The organism is Streptomyces sp. NPDC046985, from assembly GCF_040644415.1.
Classification (GTDB): Bacteria; Actinomycetota; Actinomycetes; order Streptomycetales; family Streptomycetaceae; genus Streptomyces.
Map to the genome: position 1 here is coordinate 213,000 of NZ_JBEYWK010000003.1, position 16,289 is coordinate 229,288.

General features: G+C 67.3%; 14 protein-coding genes, 1 tRNA gene and 2 pseudogenes. 7 read left to right on the forward strand and 10 right to left on the reverse strand.

What is annotated here, in order from left to right:
• Window positions 1–78: 78 nt before the first annotated feature.
• From ABZ861_RS05515 to ABZ861_RS05525, 3 genes are all read left to right on the forward strand, one after another.
• Window positions 79–798, forward strand: coding sequence for an XRE family transcriptional regulator (locus tag ABZ861_RS05515; RefSeq protein ID WP_361624469.1), 720 nt, complete (start codon window positions 79–81; stop codon window positions 796–798).
• 2 nt (window positions 799–800) lie between these two features.
• Entirely contained in the window at window positions 801–1,271 is a 471-nt protein-coding gene (locus ABZ861_RS05520) for an NUDIX domain-containing protein (protein ID WP_361624088.1), read from the forward strand.
• 470 nt (window positions 1,272–1,741) lie between these two features.
• The gene (locus ABZ861_RS05525) at window positions 1,742–2,203 is read left to right on the forward strand and encodes a hypothetical protein (RefSeq protein ID WP_361624091.1); all 462 of its coding nucleotides are present in this window, start codon (window positions 1,742–1,744) and stop codon (window positions 2,201–2,203) included.
• A 109-nt stretch (window positions 2,204–2,312) separates the two neighbouring features.
• On the opposite strand, the gene ABZ861_RS05530 is transcribed toward ABZ861_RS05525, so the two are convergent.
• Window positions 2,313–3,620, reverse strand: coding sequence for a site-specific integrase (locus tag ABZ861_RS05530; RefSeq protein ID WP_361624094.1), 1,308 nt, complete (start codon window positions 3,618–3,620; stop codon window positions 2,313–2,315).
• Window positions 3,620–3,844: a helix-turn-helix domain-containing protein gene (locus ABZ861_RS05535; RefSeq protein WP_361624097.1), complete on the reverse strand. Its 225-nt coding sequence runs from the start codon at window positions 3,842–3,844 to the stop codon at window positions 3,620–3,622. The genes ABZ861_RS05530 and ABZ861_RS05535 overlap by 1 nt, the downstream gene beginning before the upstream one ends.
• Before the next feature lie 18 nt (window positions 3,845–3,862).
• Between ABZ861_RS05535 and ABZ861_RS05540 the strand changes: the two are divergent.
• The 3 genes and pseudogenes from ABZ861_RS05540 to ABZ861_RS05550 all read left to right on the forward strand — a co-directional run.
• A pseudogene (locus ABZ861_RS05540) lies at window positions 3,863–4,336 on the forward strand (response regulator transcription factor); the annotation flags it as partial.
• A 233-nt stretch (window positions 4,337–4,569) separates the two neighbouring features.
• Entirely contained in the window at window positions 4,570–5,097 is a 528-nt protein-coding gene (locus tag ABZ861_RS05545; protein ID WP_361624100.1) for a hypothetical protein, read from the forward strand.
• 26 nt (window positions 5,098–5,123) lie between these two features.
• Window positions 5,124–6,152, forward strand: coding sequence for a hypothetical protein (locus tag ABZ861_RS05550; protein ID WP_361624103.1), 1,029 nt, complete (start codon window positions 5,124–5,126; stop codon window positions 6,150–6,152).
• A gap of 643 nt (window positions 6,153–6,795) precedes the next feature.
• Here the strand turns inward: ABZ861_RS05550 and ABZ861_RS05555 are convergent.
• The 7 genes and pseudogenes from ABZ861_RS05555 to ABZ861_RS05585 form a co-directional block, all read right to left on the reverse strand.
• Window positions 6,796–7,800, reverse strand: a complete 1,005-nt coding sequence (locus ABZ861_RS05555) for an alpha/beta fold hydrolase (protein ID WP_361624472.1) — start codon at window positions 7,798–7,800, stop codon at window positions 6,796–6,798.
• A 215-nt stretch (window positions 7,801–8,015) separates the two neighbouring features.
• Window positions 8,016–8,576, reverse strand: coding sequence for a cupin domain-containing protein (locus ABZ861_RS05560; protein ID WP_361624475.1), 561 nt, complete (start codon window positions 8,574–8,576; stop codon window positions 8,016–8,018).
• A gap of 93 nt (window positions 8,577–8,669) precedes the next feature.
• Window positions 8,670–8,837 (reverse strand): annotated as a pseudogene (locus tag ABZ861_RS05565) (cupin domain-containing protein); the annotation flags it as partial.
• 644 nt (window positions 8,838–9,481) lie between these two features.
• Window positions 9,482–9,844 carry a hypothetical protein gene (locus ABZ861_RS05570; protein WP_361624106.1) on the reverse strand — a complete coding sequence of 121 codons (363 nt, stop codon included), beginning with the start codon at window positions 9,842–9,844 and terminating at the stop codon, window positions 9,482–9,484.
• A 338-nt stretch (window positions 9,845–10,182) separates the two neighbouring features.
• A tRNA-His gene (locus ABZ861_RS05575) sits at window positions 10,183–10,255 on the reverse strand.
• Window positions 10,256–10,364: 109 nt separating this feature from the next.
• The gene (gene orn, locus ABZ861_RS05580; protein ID WP_361624109.1) at window positions 10,365–10,973 is read right to left on the reverse strand and encodes an oligoribonuclease; all 609 of its coding nucleotides are present in this window, start codon (window positions 10,971–10,973) and stop codon (window positions 10,365–10,367) included.
• A gap of 137 nt (window positions 10,974–11,110) precedes the next feature.
• Window positions 11,111–12,352, reverse strand: coding sequence for a helix-turn-helix domain-containing protein (locus ABZ861_RS05585; RefSeq protein WP_361624112.1), 1,242 nt, complete (start codon window positions 12,350–12,352; stop codon window positions 11,111–11,113).
• Between the two features lie 1,245 nt (window positions 12,353–13,597).
• On the opposite strand from ABZ861_RS05585, the gene ABZ861_RS05590 reads away from it, so the two are divergent.
• Window positions 13,598–14,122 (forward strand): universal stress protein, encoded by a 525-nt coding sequence (locus ABZ861_RS05590; RefSeq protein ID WP_361624115.1) that lies wholly within the window; start codon window positions 13,598–13,600, stop codon window positions 14,120–14,122.
• 291 nt (window positions 14,123–14,413) lie between these two features.
• On the opposite strand, the gene glmS is transcribed toward ABZ861_RS05590, so the two are convergent.
• A complete protein-coding gene (gene glmS, locus ABZ861_RS05595) occupies window positions 14,414–16,231 on the reverse strand; it encodes a glutamine--fructose-6-phosphate transaminase (isomerizing) (RefSeq protein WP_361624118.1) in 1,818 nt (605 codons plus the stop codon).
• Between the last annotated feature and the right edge of the window lie 58 nt (window positions 16,232–16,289).

Here is a 16,289-nt window from a genome sequence, read left to right on the forward strand (position 1 = left end):
TGCACCGTGCAGAACGTCCCTGGTGCCGTCCTGAGACGAAGGGGGAGACTCGTGCCGAACGAGAGACTACGAGCCGTCATGGCGGCGGGAGGCTGGACGTACGCCGCACTCGCTCAGCAGGTCGAGGTCGACCCCAAGTCGGTCGAGCGCTGGGTGAACCTCGGGCGTATCCCACGTCGTGCCACCGCCCTCCAGGCGGCCAAGGCCCTGGGAGAAGACGTGCACGCACTCTGGCCGGCGCTCCGCCAGGCCCGCCCCGCCCGCGCCATCAGCCCCGAACTGGTGGCGCTCTACGAGCAGCGGGCCGACATCCCTGTCTCGGCGTTCACCGACCTGATGGCCCAGGCCCGGGAACGGATCGACATCCTCGTCTACGCGGCCGTCTTCCTCCACGAGGCATACCCGCGGCTGAACGAACTCCTCACCGAACGCGCCGCCGAAGGCTGCACCGTCCGCATCGCGATCGGGGACCCCGACAGCGACACCGTCCAGGCCCGCGGCCAGGAGGAGCGGTTCGGCCACGGCATCGAATCCCGCTGCCGCCTCGCACTCATGCACTACAAGCCGCTCGCAGACACCCCCGGCATCGAAGTCCGCACCCACGCCACCACGCTCTACAACTCCCTCTACCGCGCCGACGACCAGCAACTCGTCAACGCCCACGTCTGGGGCGTCAACGCCTACGCCGCCCCCGTATGGCACCTTCGCCGACACCAGGAGAGCGGCATGTTCGACACCTACGCCGACAGCTTCGACGCCGTGTGGGCGACCGCCACCCCCGTAAGAGAGGAAGGCTGACCGTGGCCCGCACCGAGTACTACGACGACCCGAACGCGCCCAAGCCGAACAGCATGGTCGTCGCCGCCTCCGCCGTCGTCACCGACGACCACGAGCGCATCCTCCTCCAGCGCCGACGCGACAACGACCTCTGGGCACTGCCCGGAGGCGGCATGGACCTCACCGACTCCCTGCCAGGCACGGCCGTCCGCGAGGTCAAGGAAGAAACCGGCCTCGACGTCGAGGTCACCGGCCTGGTCGGCACCTACACCGACCCGAAACACATCATCGCCTACACCAACGGCGAGGTCCGCCGCCAGTTCAACGTCTGCTTCACCGCCCGCATCACTGGCGGCCAACTGGAGATCTCCGACGAGTCCACCGAACTCCGGTTCGTACCGCCCGAAGAGATCGGGCAGTTGCCGATGCACCACACCCAACACCTCAGGCTCCAGCACTTCCTGGAACAGCGTGAGAAGCCGTACCTGGGCTGAACCCACTGACGGCAGTAGCGACGGCAACAACCCCGCACAACCACGGACACCCACGCACTTCACCGGACCAGCAAACTGCGCTTGACCTGCGAAAAAGCAGGTAGAGGGGTCCGCGTAGCACACGTACTATGTGCTGGCTGGTGCCACTCCGGTCCTCGTTCACAATTCAGGACCGAACTGCGGGGTACCGCTTGGGGGTAAGAATGGTGACCACCTTGGCGGGGAAGACTTCCACGGTAGTGAATACTCCTTGGACGAGATCACTGAGTTCGTGAATGGGCATACGGGTGATGGAAATCCGGCGATGGGTAGACCTTCGGCGGCTGAGGTGGAAACCACGTTGAGGCAAGCTGGGCCCCGTCAGCTCGAAGGGCAGAATTCATCACAATTTGACCATGATGGAGTTCGCGTCATCGTGAACTGGGATATGCCATGGAAATCGACGGCCTACTACCCCGGAAGGTGATGTCATGTCGGAAGTTCAAGCCCGTGAGTGGCTTAATCGCCACCTGGGAGTCGCTGAAGCCGATCAACTCGATCGGACTGTGGTCAGTGTGGCCCCTGGTCGATCGTTGGGCCTGGTCGCGCTGCTACTTGGTTGGTACGAGCACGTGACGCGGATGGAGAAGGAGCTCGACCTCCCCGATTCCGACAGGTCCGTCTGGGGTGCGCATGACTTGATTGCGGCCGATTCCCTGCGAGATTTCATCGCCAGAGGGTTGGAGAGCATCCCGGAGGGAGGGTCGAGAAATTACCTCGTCGCCCTCGATGAGGCGGATTCGAGATTCCTCTCCTATGCGGAATTCGACGAACTGGGCGCCCTCCTTCGGCTTGATGGTGGTGAGTCTAAAGTGCGTGGATGGTGGTGGACGCGTATTCCGTGCTCTGGGCCGATCCGTAGAGATCTAGATCGGTTCTCCGCGTCGTTCTAGAAATTAAGTACGCCCCCCCTTGGGTGGCCGGGAAACGCCAGAGTGCCCCACCAGCGACTGTTGCTGGTGGGGCACTTGGGGCTCTTGACGGCAGTAGTTGACCGCAACGTCAGCGGACGGTGGCTCCGACGAGGGGAGGTTCGTCGCCGTCGTCGGGCTTCCTGGTGGTCTCGGTGGGGTTACGGAGGGCGTGGCCGAGGAGATCGATAGCGTCGCGCTGGAGGCGGAGTCGGACGTGGGCGTACACGGTGGCGGTGACGCCGATGTGGGCGTGGCCCAACAGCTTCTTGATCACAATGAGTTCCACCCCCTGCTCCAGGAGGAGCGTGGCCGCCGAGTGACGAAGGTCGTGGAAGCGAATGCGGCGGAGTGTGGCGCGGTGGAGCAGGGTGTTGAAGTGCCGGGTGAGGGTGGCGCCCTCGATCGGGGAGCCGTCGGGCCGGGTGAAGACGTAGCCGCTCGCCTTCCAGCCCGTCCCCGCCGCCTCGCGTTCCCGGACCTGCCGTTCGCGGTGCTGTTCGAGAGAGTGCAGACACTCGGTGGGCAGGGCAATTCGCCGTTCCGAACTCTGAGTCTTGGTCGGGAGGGCGGTCAGACCGCTGGAGTTGGTGCGCTGGAGGGTGCGGCGGATGCTGGCAGTTCCGCCGGCCAGGTCGAGGTCTTCCCAGCGCAAGCCGAGAAGTTCGCCCTTGCGGAGCCAGGTACGCAGAGCGAGTTCGAACAGCGGCTGCAACCGGTGACCGCTGACGGCGGTTAGGAAATGGCGGGCTTCGTCGGCGGTGAGGGGTTCGAAGCGGCGGGGTCTGGGTGTGCCGGTGCGGACGTTGCGGGCGACGTTGCGCGGGATTTCCTCCTCGCGCACGGCGTGCTCCGGTGCGGACTTGAGGAAGGAGTGTACGTAGGCCAGGGTCAGCGGGGAGAGTCGCTTGTGGCAGCACTTCCCAGCCGCGTAACACTGGGGCTGGTCGCGGTTGGTGTCGATGCCGCGTGCGCAGCACCAGCAGACGGTCCGCAGCTCGTTGAGCCAGGTGCGGACGTCCTTGGCAGTGAGCTTCGAGAGCTTCTTCGAGCCCAGCCCCGGTATGAGGTGCTGATGGACGACGGCTGTGTAACGGGTGTGGGTGGTCTCACGGAGGTGGTGGACGGCGACGGCCTCCAGCCAATAGGTCAGGTACGCGGCCACGCTGCCCTGCGCGGACGGGATGGGAAGGCCGCGGTTGCTGGCGGCGATCTTCTCGGTGAGCTTGGCCAGAGCTTCCTTGCGGGTAGTGCCGTAGACACGGACACGCCGGCGGGTGTTGCCGGGGGCGAGGACGTATCCGGCAGCCTCCCACCGGCTGTCCTTGCGCTGATAGACGGTCCCGTCGCCGTTGGCACGCACGCGGCGGGAGGGGCTGCTGTCTCGGGGCGTGGTCATTACGCGGCTTCCTGGTCGAGGCGGGTGCGGATGAAGTCGGTGAGCGCGTGGGTGGGAATGCGGTGGGCGCAGCCGAGGGTGATCGAGGCGAGTTGGCCGGTGCGGAGGAGGTCGTAGACGGCGGAGCGGCCGAGCTGGAGGCGGGCCATCACCTGGGGCACTGTCAGCAGATCCAGCACTGCTGCCGCCTCCGTGCGGTGGGTGGTGGGCGGGGGAGAGATCATCAGCAGCCGCCTTCGGCCATGGACGGCATCGCCGCCACCGCACGACTGCGCGCCCTGCCCCACCCGCCGAAGATCATCATCCTGACCACGTTCGACCTCGACGAATACGTCTACGACGCACTGGCCGCAGGCGCCGACGGCTTCCTCCTCAAAGACACCGACCCCGCCGAGATCCTGCGCGCCGTCCACCTCGTCGCCGCCGGTTCCGCCATGCTCCACCCCGCCGCCGCACGCCGCCTCATCGACCGCTACCACCGCACCACACGCCCCCACGCCGCCGACGCTCAAAGCCGCATCGCCTCCCTCACCCCCCGCGAGCAGGACGTCTTGGCCCTGCTCGCTCAGGGCGACACCAACGCCGACGTCGCGCAACGGCTCGGCATGCGGGAGAGCACCGTCAAATCCCACGTCAGCCGCATCCTGACCACCCTTGAGGTCACCAACCGAGTGCAGGCCGCCCTCCTGGCCCGCGACGCCGGCCTCACCCCGTGAGACGGAGACAACTCAGAAGACGGAGAAAACTCAAAAGACGGAAAGGAGTCAGACGACGGAGGGGCTCAGAGGGCGGAAAAGGCTCCATGCGAACCGGTGTGCCTATTGAGCCGGTCGGCTAGCCGTCGCCGTGTCGGATCGGGGAACGGCCCCGGGCGACGGCGCCGACCCGCAGAGTGCCAGTGATCATGAAGCGAGGCGCTGCCGCGTCTCCCTCCGAGAGGAAGAAGAGAATGCGTCGTGGCATTCCCTTGTCGGTGATGCTGTGCACCCTGGCGGTTCTGGCCTCCCCCACGTCGGCCTCCGCCGAGGACACCCCGGTGACCCTGGAAGTGACGGGTGGCGGACTCGGCATCACCGTGCCGGCGGGACCGGTCGACCTGGGTTCGACCACCGTCAGCTCCAGCCCGCAGACGGTCACCCACCAACTGGGCAACGTGACCGTGACCGACCAGCGCGGCGGCACCGCCGGCTGGACCGCCACGGCGCAGGCGGTGGACTTCATCGGGCCGAACAACACGACCATCTCGGTCTCCGCGCCGAACTCCAGCAGGTACTACACCCCTCAGGCGAGCGTGATCGGCGTCGCCACGGTGACCCCGAGCGACCTGAACCCCATGTACCCGCCCGGCCCCGTGCAGGTCGCCACCCAGGTCTCCGGCTCGAACTCGGCCACCTGGAACCCGACGATCTCCATCACGGTCCCCGCCAACTCGCTCGCGGGCACCTACACCTCGACCATCACGCATTCCGTGGCGTGACGTAGCACGATCCGAGGATTCTTCTGGTGCACAAGTACATTCCGGCCGGAGCGCTGTGCCTGCTGGCGCTGGCCGGGACCATCAGCGCCCCTCCCTCCGCGATCGCGGCGCCCCGCGTCGCGGCGGCGGGGGGCGCCAACGGCTACGGCAGCTTCTCCGTACGGCTTCTCGACGTTCCCGCGGACTTGGCCGACGACACGCGCGCACGGCAGTACGTCATCGACAATGTGCGCCCCGGCGTCACCGTCCGCCGCCGCGTGGAAGTGGCGAACACCTCCGGCGAACCGGCACGCGTGACGCTGTATCCCAGCTCCGCGACGATCAAGCACGGGTCGTTCATCGGAGCGTTCGGAAGACACGGAGACGAACTGACCTCTTGGACTTCTCTGGACGAGCCGCGGCTCACCGTTCCGCCCCACTCCGCGGCCCGTACGGCCGTGATCATCCACGTGCCCAGGGACGCGGCCCCCGGCGAGCGGTACGGCGTCGTCTGGGCGCAGATGTCCGGAGGAAACGGCCCCGGTGTCACCCTGGTCAACCGCGCCGGCATCCGGCTGTATCTCTCCGTCGGCGGTCATAACCCGCCGCCGACCAGATTCACCGTCGACACGATGACCGCCGAACGCGACCAGGCGGGCCGCGCCGTGGTGAAGGCGCAGGTCCACAACACCGGCGGCCGCGCCCTGGACCTGAGCGGGACTCTGAACCTCGCCAAGGTGCGGGGGAGCGTCAGTGCCGGCCCCTACTCCGTCCAGCTCGGCACCACCCTCGCCCCCGGCCAGTCAGAGCCGGTGACGGTCCCGGTGACCGACCAGGTGGCCGACGGCCCCTGGCAGGCGACCATCCACCTCAAGAGCGGCCTGTACGAGGAGACCTACCGCGCCGCCGTCACCTTCCCTCGCCACCCGGGCCAAGGCCGCCCGGCCAGGGCGAGCGCCGTCACCAGCAGCTCCCTTGCCCCGTACGCGGGCGCGGCCGGACTCCTCCTGGCGGCCGCCGTCCTGCCGGTCACCATGATCCTGCGCCGGCTGAGGGCGTCGTCACAGCGCCCGTGAGCCGCGGCCGCCGTGCGGCGGCCAAGCCGGACGAACGAGAAGCCCCTGACCGGTGTTTTCCCAGGTCAGGGGCCTCTTGTGCGAGGGTGAGTGACGGGACGGGTCGCTTCGGCCAGGCCCATCCCGTGACCGGAGGTTCCGCCAACGTCTACGACTACGTGAGCTAGAACCCCGTCAGCGAAATGGACTTGGACGGCACTTAGCGCTGCCCTGAAATGATCTCCGCATGTCGTCGGGCATGGCGGGCTCAGGTCGCCCGGTTCTCCGCCTCGTCTCCGGATCCCGCTGGTCGGCCTTCTGTAATTGCGGATGCATGGACGAGCTGAGACGTTCGGGTTTAACCAGACAATTAAAGTGACTCCGCACCCGTCGGTAGTGGCCGACCATTGTTTTAGCGAAGTCTTTATTTTTCCTGCGTTTCAGCAGCAGCGGCACAGTCGCCGTATCCCTAACAGTGCCAACCAGGGGTACCTCAACCTGAACGCGGCGACCAACTTGCTCACCACGCACATCGACCTGAATGACGGGCACGTGAGAGGGGCAGAAGGGTCGGTACGGGAAGACCGACGTCATACGGGTTGTCGAATTCAAGGGCATCCTTTCCGTGCAGCCTGAGTGACTTATCGTCCGGTCGAACTCACCATCACGATCGCTCTTCGGTCTGTGTGAGAAACTCTGCGAGGTGCATGTGCCAAACCTCGGCTGCATGCAGCGTCTGGTGTCCCCGCGTCTCAGGGCCGGCCGGGATTGTGTGGGCACGCCCATGAGGAAGCTCTGCGACGGCACGCTCAAGTCCGCCGAGTGCAACGGGGTTCAGTTCATCGTCTGCGAAGTTGACACCGAGAAGTGGCGCCCGGATCTCACGCAGGCCTGGTGCCGGGTTGTAGTCCCTGGAGGCATCAAACTCCCAGATCACGTCATTGGCGTCTTCGTTTTCTCGTGCATGCAAGTCGATTTGCTTTATCTGGGTGTCGACTGCATTTATTGAGCGCAATGTGGAGTGCATGTGCTCCGCGCCGCCAGTCATGAGCTGAAAAAGTGCCATTGCTTTCCCGAGCCCAGCCGGTTGTTTCCCGTAGTGGCCGTCCGCATACTCGGGATCGGAGCGTATGAGCTCAATGAGCATCCGCCGCCACAGCAAATTCCTACCGGTAATTTGCTCTGGAAGACTAGCAATGGCCATCAGTGCTTGCTGATCAGGGTACTTTTGGCCCCACATCCACGTCTGCATCCCACCCATGGACGTTCCTAGTACCAGCCTGAGCCGGTTGATGCCAAGGTGCTCCGCGACCAACCGATGCTGCCCCTCCACCATGTCGGTGTAGTCGTAACGAGGGAAGTCCGGGCCAAGTCCGTCGCTGGGTCGACTAGACCTGCCGTGGCCAATGGCATCCGGCATGATGACGAAGTACTTGGTCACGTCGAGGGGCTGGCCGCGACCGTAAAGGTAGTCCGCTATGGACGGTTGCAGGAATTGGCTGCCGGATCCGGTTGTGCCGTGCAAAGCCAGTACAGCGTTGTCTGCGCGTGAGTTCAGGGCTCCCAGCGTATGGTAGGCCAGGGTGATGTCGAGCTTGCGCCCGTCATCAAAATGGAAGTTGCTGAGACTTTTGAATTTCGTCTCTGATCTTGATTCCCAGTCCTTCATCACGGACCTCTAGTAGAAAGAGAGTCTTTCGATTCCGACGCCTGCTTGGACGGTGCGCAGAACTTCACCACGCGCGAGGTTACACACTGCCAAGGATCCTTCATCATGGTTCGCCATTATCACTCCCTCCCCATCAGGAGACATACCTATACCAGCAGAACCGTTCGGCAGATGCCGCCATGAGGACCGGCTCCTTTTGCCGCGCGTGCTACTGACTAGATTTCCTCGCCGCAATCAGTTTCTACTTCGATGCCAAACTGCTCGCCGGTTGTGCGTACTGCCGCTTCTCCCATATCGTTGCCGTCCAGCGCGCGGAATGGGCTGCATGTGGTTCGGTAGTATTCTTCAATCCCGCCGGGGACAGTGAGGTTGAACAGCCGCACCACTTTGTCACTACTATTTTGGATTCGGTGGCGGACACCCCAGGGCACGAGCACCAACGCCCCAGTGGGGGCTTCGAAAGTCTCCCCGTCGAGCATCACCATTACAGTTCCTTCCAAGACGTAAAAAGCCTCCTCGTAGCGCGCATGGCGATGCGTCGGCAAGTTGCTACCTGGAGTCAAAGAGATTTCAATGACTGTGTAGGCGTTGGCGGCTGCGAGACCTGCCGCTTTTATGTTGTAAACGACGCCATCCGCGTAGCGATAGTCACCCTCACCTGACAGCACCAGGGTCGGTCCCCGTCCCGTACTGATCGGAAGTGGCGTGTCACTTCCGTTCTCGAAATACGTGACTCCGTAACGCGGAGTTCGTGCATTGATTTCTTGCAACGGCATTGTCTTTCGCTCTCCCGGAGGCTCATTTCCTGGCTTGCCGAGTTCGAGGAAGAAACCTTCGTTACCTCCCGGAGAAGTGAAGGTCAAAAGCGCCGCAGTATCCTCCCCGACGTTTCGCCACTCGTGAGGGATCCCGCGCGGCGCTGCGAAAAACGCTCCGTCACTCACTGTGGCTTCCACAGCGCCCGCCTTGAGCGCGATCTTTCCGTGTATCAGATAGAACCCCTCTTCCTCACGTGAGTGGACATGCTTAGGTGGGCCAGTTCCTGCCGGTGGGCAATCGAGCTAGAAAGCATACTCGCCGCCTGTGTCCTCACTGACAGCCGAGAAGGTGATTCGGTCATCACCCATCCACCAGATGGAGATGCCTTCACCGGGCTGCACGACTCCTCCCCTCCTGAGTAGCGGCGAGTCATGCTGAATCGACTCGTTCAGGATCTGGTCCTCAGCTTTTCTCATTGCCCGACCTTCTTGACTGAGCTGCTCCCTGGACGAAGCGCTACCGTCCGTCTGCGTTGCTCAACGTGATGGGTCCAGAGGGGGTATTGTGTCGTTCCTCTCCATGTTCGTACTTCAGCGGCAGTTGTCAAAACGTAGAGGGCAACCCGTCCGTCGATCGCTGTGGCGGCGGATTAAATCTGCCGCTTGCGGCTGAGTGCGTGGCATCAATTCCCCTTGGTGCGAGGTGAGTTACATGGATTATGGGGAGCGTCTTGCCGGATGTTCTGGCCCCCCATGATCTGAGAGACGATCTCGATGGTGGCGTCTTACCGCAAGAATTTGATCATGATAAGTCGCGAGGCGTTTGTGGAGGTATTCGGCAGTCTCGAAAAAGGTGAGCGGGCGGGCCGGCGTTCCAGATCCTGGATCTACGTCGGGGCGCCCTTCTCCATGACCCGGCTTGGTCAAACGGCGGCCGAACGCGGCCGGATTTTCAATCTACTGTGCCGTCCCATGGCGACCATCAGGAATCGGATCCGAAGGACGGCAAGGCGAGTTTCCAGGTTCGCTGGCTCCAGAGAGGGCGCGGCGGATCGTGGGAGTCTGAGAGGTTCGGAGAACTGGCCGAGGCGGAAGCCTTCAGGGAATTCGTTGACGTCCGCGGTCAGCAGTGGCCCTTCGGCTGGGTCCCCGGCCAAGGCTTCGTCGAACCCGAGCAGGACACTGACGACGCACCATTCGTCGAATGGTCCCGCCGCTGTGTAGAGCGCCTCACCGGCGTCGACAAACGGACTCGCGACGACTGCCTCCGCGAGGTGGGCCGCCATTTCTCCATCTTCGTGCGCACAACGCGGGCGGGACAGGCCATGGCCGCCGCCATCGGCCACATCACGTCGGACGACGTGCGGGACTGGATCCGCCTCCAGGAGGCCGGCCAGCAGGATCCGGTGACGGGGCGGTGGATCCGGCGACCTGTCGCTCCCAAGTCCATAGCAGTGACAGCGGCTGGAGGCGGAGCTGACGCGTGGGCCGCTGGTGCACAGCTTGGACGAGGAAGACCAGCGGTGGACGCTGAAGCGGATCAAGACGCTGATCGGCTGGGTGTTCTCGGGAACCCAAAAGCCCCTGACCTGCGTTTCCGCAGGTCAGGGGCTTCTCATGTGAGGGTGAGTGACGGGACTCGAACCCGCGGCATCCTGGACCACAACCAGGTGCTCTACCGACTGAGCTACACCCACCATGACCGGCGATCGTTTTCGCGGTGTCTCCGACCGGCCGAGGAAAAGTGTACAGGGTCCGAAGGGGTGCTCGCGCACGCGTTTCGCGGCGCCCCTTCGCGAGACCCCGCTATGCCTGCTGAGCAGGCAGGACGTGCTTCGCCGCGAGCGTCTTGGCCGTGTCGGAGTCGGGGCCGGGCTGGGGGACGAAGACGGCCTCGCGGTAGTAGCGCAACTCCGCGATGGACTCCCGGATGTCGGCGAGCGCGCGATGGTTGCCGTTCTTCTCGGGGCTGTTGAAATAAGCCCTCGGGTACCACCGCCGGGCCAGCTCCTTGACGGAGGAGACGTCGACGATCCGGTAGTGCAGGTGGCCTTCCAGCGTCGGCATGTCGCGCAACAGGAAACCGCGGTCGGTGCCCACCGAGTTTCCGCACAGGGGCGCCTTGCCGGGCTCCTTCACATGCTCCCGCACGTAGGCGAGGACCTGCTCCTCGGCGTCCTGAAGCGTCGTGCCGCCGGGCAGCTCGGCGAGCAGGCCGGACGCGGTGTGCATCTGACGCACCACTTCCGGCATCGTCTCCAGCGCTGCGTCCGGCGGGCGGATGACGATGTCGACTCCCTCGCCGAGCACGTTCAGCTCGGAGTCGGTGACGAGGGCGGCCACCTCGATGAGCGCGTCGTCGGACAGCGAGAGGCCGGTCATCTCGCAGTCGATCCACACCATGCGATCGTTCATGCGTCTCACCTTACGGCGCGTGGCCGCGAGCCGAGCCGACCGTGCGCCCCCGGGGAGCGGACGCGGGAGCGGGCGGGACGGCCCTCGCCGTCCCACCCGCCCCCTGGGTGCGCGCTCAGCCCCCGCCTGGTGCGCGCTCAGCCGCCGCGCTGGCCCGGCAGCCCGGCCGACAGCGCGGCCGGAGGGCGGCGGGGCGACTGGTGCGGCACCGTGCCCTCCGGGTGCAGCGCCGGCGGCAGCGGGCCCGAGGGCTGCGGCATGCCCAGCGGACCGGCCTGGGCCGCCGCCGGGACCGCCGCGAAGCCGGATCCGTTCGCCTGCGCCGGCACGCCCGGCTCGCCGTCGCCGAGCCGCTCGCCCTGCGGCCTGCGGGCCCTGTACGCCGCCCGGTAGGCCGCCGGGGACGACCCGAGCTGGCGCCGGAAGTGGCCGCGCAGCGCCACGGGGGAGCGGAAGCCGCACCGGCCCGCCACCTCGTCCACCGAGTAGTCCGACGTCTCCAGCAGGCGCTGTGCCTGGAGCACGCGCTGCGTGATCAGCCACTGGAGCGGCGCGCTCCCGGTGAGCGAGCGGAACCGCCGGTCGAACGTGCGGCGGCTCATGTACGCGCGGGCCGCCAGCGTCTCCACGTCGAACTGCTCGTGAAGGTGCTCCAGCGCCCAGGCGACGACCTCGGCCAGCGGGTCGGCGCCGATCTCCTCGGGTAAAGATCTGTCCAGGTAGCGCTCCTGGCCGCCGCTCCGGCGCGGCGGCACCACCAGGCGGCGGGCCAGCGCGCCGGCCGCCTCGTTGCCGTGGTCCGAGCGCACGATGTGCAGGCACAGGTCTATCCCGGCCGCCGTGCCCGCCGACGTCAGGACGTCGCCGTCGTCGACGAACAGCTCCCTGGGGTCGACGTGCACCGACGGGTAGCGCTTGGCCAGCGTCGGCGCGTACATCCAGTGCGTGGTCGCCGGGCGGCCGTCCAGCAGCCCGGCCGCGGCCAGCACGAAGGCCCCGGTGCACAGGCCCACGATGCGGGCGCCCTCCTCGTGCGCCCGGCGCAGCGCGTCGAGCGCGTCCTCCGGCGGCGGCGAGGTGATCGAGCGCCAGGCGGGCACGACGACCGTGCCCGCCCGGGAGATCGCCTCCAGGCCGTGCGGCGCCGTCAGCTCCAGGCCCCCTGTGGTACGCAGCGGGCCGTCCTCACCGCCTGCCACCAACAGGCGGTACCGCGGCACTCCGGCGTCCTGGCGGTCAATCCCGAACACCGACAGCGGTATGGAACTCTCGAAGATGGGGCCGCCGCTGAACAGCAGCACCGCGACGATCTCCTTGCGGCGTCGCCCGGACAGCTTCCGGGCCGCGGCTTCCGGCGCGGCGGCGGAGTCGTGGCTCATACTGCTAAGCCCCCCTCGGTGGTCGCGGCTCCTCGGTTGTGTCGCTCCTGCACGTTTCCCCTTGGTCCTGCACGAGTCCCCCGCCGTAAAGACAGTCAAGATCGAATCTACTGCGTCCTGCCGCGCCGCGGTGACTGGTTCTGCACCCAGTGCATTGTCGACATGGCAACTTGGCGTGAAGCATTCGATCACGAAGCGTCGCACTCGCCGGGCGCGCAGGGAAGTGCGCCTCGTGGCAGTGGCCAAACCCCGTAGGGTGCCGGGGGCTCCCCAACGCCTTTTCTCGCAGGTCATACCGGGGGTGGGGGGTACTTCGGGACGACGATGCGCGCGGCCGGGAAGTTGGCTGAAAAGATACGGACGCGTGCGCGGAAACCGGTCAGTCGACCGGAGTCGTGCCCCGGGCGGCGTTCGTTCGCCCCGGCGGGTATCGCAGCCCGTCTGCCGTCTGCCGTCTGCCGTCTGCCGTCTGCCGTCTGCCGTCCGCGGTCCGCGGTCCGCCGTCAGCGGTGGCGGGGGCGGCCGCGGTGCGGGACGCGTCGCTCGGCGCGGCTGGCCCTCCGCTCGCACGGGGGCGGCAGCGCCCGGCAGTCCCGGAGACCGCCGCCGGGCCCGGCGCCGCGACGACCGCGCCGGAACGGCGCCGCACCGCACCCGAGGAGCACCCCTGGCGCCGGGACGCGACGGAGGGTCGCCCCCGGACCGCCTCGCCCGCGCTGTCCCCCACCGTGCCACACACCGGGTCCCGTCCGCCGCCGCCCCCGCGGCGCGGCGGCGAGGCGTCCCCCGAGGACGTCCCGGGGAGGCGTGGGGACGGCACGAGGACGGCACGAGTACGGCGCGGGGACGGCGCCGGGTCCGGACGCGCCCTGCTCCCGGCGGCGCCGGGTGTGCTCCCGCCGATGCAGGCTCGGTGAGCGCGCCGAGCGGCCCCCCGGCCGGTCGCCGCAGGCTGTCCGCGCCGACCGGCCGCGCGATCTAACCAGAGACCGCCCCGCCTCGGGCCGGTCTCCGGGCGAATCACCTGTACAGGGCAGCGACCATTGCATTCCGGTGGGCCGTCGTGCATGCTCCGGGGAACCGCGGCGAGGGGGCTCCGCTTTCCGAAGGCGCGGGGAGCGCGTGACCCGGGCCGCGGAGGAGTGCCGCCGTACCCTTGGGGTAACCGCCCGGGAAGACGATTCCCGGACACAGCTTCGCCGCAGACTGTCGTTCCCGACAAAGGATCACACAGCCGAGACAGCCATGGCCGGTCACGAATTCTCCGAACCCGCGGACCGCAAGCGGCCGGTCGCCGATCCCACGGCGGCCGACCTTCAGGCGGCGCCCGCGTCACGCCCGTGCGACCCGGCGTTCCAGCACGGCGTCGTCGTCGGCTTCGACGGTTCCACCTCCAGCGAGCGCGCCCTCGCCTACGCCATCGGGATGGCGTGCCGCACCCGGTCCGGGCTGATCATCGTGCACGTGGCCAACCGGCTGCCCACCACCGTGTGGGCGGGCTGCGAGCCCCCTGTCTTCGTGGACGTCCCCGACCACCGCACCGAGGTGCTCGGTCTCGAACTCGCCTGCGCGGAGTACCTCTCCGAGGTGCCGTGGATCCTGGTCGAGCGCGGCGGCGACATCTGCCACGAACTCGAGGAGGTCGGCAAGGAGTACGCGGCGGACGCCATCGTCGTCGGCTCCTCGCACGGCATCGTGGGCCGCCTGTTCGGCTCGGTCGCGGGCCGCCTCGCCAAGCGCGCGCGGCGGCCGGTCGTCGTCATCCCCTGACGCGAGCACGCCGTCCGCTGACGCAAGCACGCCGTCCCCTGACGCGAGCACGCCGTCCGCTGACGCAAGCACGCCGTCCCCTGACGCGAGCACGCCGTCCGCTGACGCAAGCAGGCCGTCCGCTGACGCGAGCACGCCGTCCGCGAAACGGCGCGAGCCCGCCGTCCGCGCGCCGCGCCGCCCGCCAAGTCGCCCCCGCGGCAAGCGTCTACGCAGCACACGCCCCCATGACGAAGACCCCCCGTGCGGACCGCGCACAGAGGGTCGTTCAGGTCGTCAGACAGGGGGCGGCTACTCCACCGTCACCGACTTCGCCAGGTTGCGCGGCTTGTCGATGTCCCGGCCCAGCGCCAACGCCGTGTGGTAGGCGAGCAGTTGCAGCGGGATGCCCAGGAGGATCGGGTCCAGCTCGTCCTCGTTCTTGGGCACCACGATGGTCTGGTCGGCCTTCTCCTGCTCCCGGTGGGCGACGGCGAGGATCTTGCCGCTGCGCGCCTTGATCTCCTCCATGGCCGCGCGGTTCTTCTCCAGCAGGTCGTCGTCCGGGACGATCGCCACCGTGGGCAGCGCCGGCTCGATCAGCGCCAGCGGACCGTGCTTCAGCTCGGAGGCCGGGTACGCCTCGGCGTGGATGTAGGAGACCTCCTTGAGCTTGAGGGAGGCCTCGCGGGCCACCGGGTAGCCCCGCACCCGGCCGATGAAGAGCATCGAGCGGGCGTCCGCGTAGCTCTCCGCGAGCTTCTTGATCTGCTCTTCCTGCTCCATGATCGCGGAGATCTGCTCCGGCAGCCTGCGCAGCCCCTCGATGATCCGCTTGCCGTCGCGCACCGACAGGTCGCGGATGCGGCCCAGGTGCAGCGCGAGCAGCGCGAAGGCCACGGTGGTGTTGGTGAAGCACTTGGTGGACACCACGCACACCTCGGGACCGGCGTGCACGTAGACGCCGCCGTCCGCCTCGCGGGCGATGGCCGAGCCGACCACGTTCACCACGCCCAGGACGCGCGCGCCCTTGCGCTTCAGCTCCTGCACGGCCGCGAGCACGTCGTAGGTCTCACCGGACTGGGAGACGGCGATGTAGAGGGTGTCGGGGTCCACTACGGCGTTGCGGTAGCGGAACTCGGAGGCGGGCTCGGCGTCGGCGGGGATCCGGGCCAGCTCCTCGATCATCTGGGCGCCGATCATGCCCGCGTGGTAGGAGGTGCCGCAGCCGAGGATCTTCACCCGGCGCACCGCGCGGGCCTCACGGGCGTCGAGGTTGATGCCGCCGAGGTGCACGGTGGCGAACCGGTCGTCGATCCGGCCGCGCAGCACCCGGTCCACGGCCTCGGCCTGCTCGTGGATCTCCTTGTGCATGTACGTGTCGTGGCCGCCCATGTCGTACGACTCCGCCTCCCACTCCACGGTGGTCGGCTCGGCCGTCGTCCGGGCGCCCTCCGTGGTGTACGTGCGGAAGTCGTCGGCCTTGAGGGTGGCCATCTCGCCGTCGTCGAGGGTGACTATCTGCCGGGTGTGGGTCACCAGCGCGGCCACGTCGGAGGCGACGAACATCTCCTTCTCGCCGATGCCGAGCACGACGGGCGAGCCGTTGCGGGCCACCACGATCCGGTCGGGGAAGTCGGCGTGCAGCACGGCGACGCCGTAGGTGCCCTCGACCAGGCGCAGCGCGGCGCGCACCTTCTCCTCCAGCGTGGCCGCGTCGGAGCGGGCGACGAGGTGGGTGAGCACCTCGGTGTCGGTCTCGGAGAGGAACTCGACCCCGTCCGCCTCCAGTTTGCGGCGCAGGTCGCCGGCGTTGTCGATGATGCCGTTGTGCACGACGGCGACCTTGTCGTCGGCCGACATGTGCGGGTGGGCGTTCTCGTCGGACGGGGCGCCGTGGGTGGCCCAGCGGGTGTGGGCGATGCCGGTGGTGCCCTTGAAGCGCGCGGGGACCTTCGCCTCCAGGTCGCGGACCCGGCCCTTGGCCTTGACCATCCTGAGACCGGGCGTCTTCGGCGAGGTGACGACGATGCCCGCGGAGTCGTAGCCGCGGTACTCCAGGCGCTGGAGGCCCTCCAGGAGCAGCGGGGCGACGTCGCGCTTACCGATGTATCCGACAATTCCGCACATATGAGTCCCTTTTGTCCCCGAGGAGGCCGCGTCGTCGGCGGCCTGCGTCCGTCAAGTC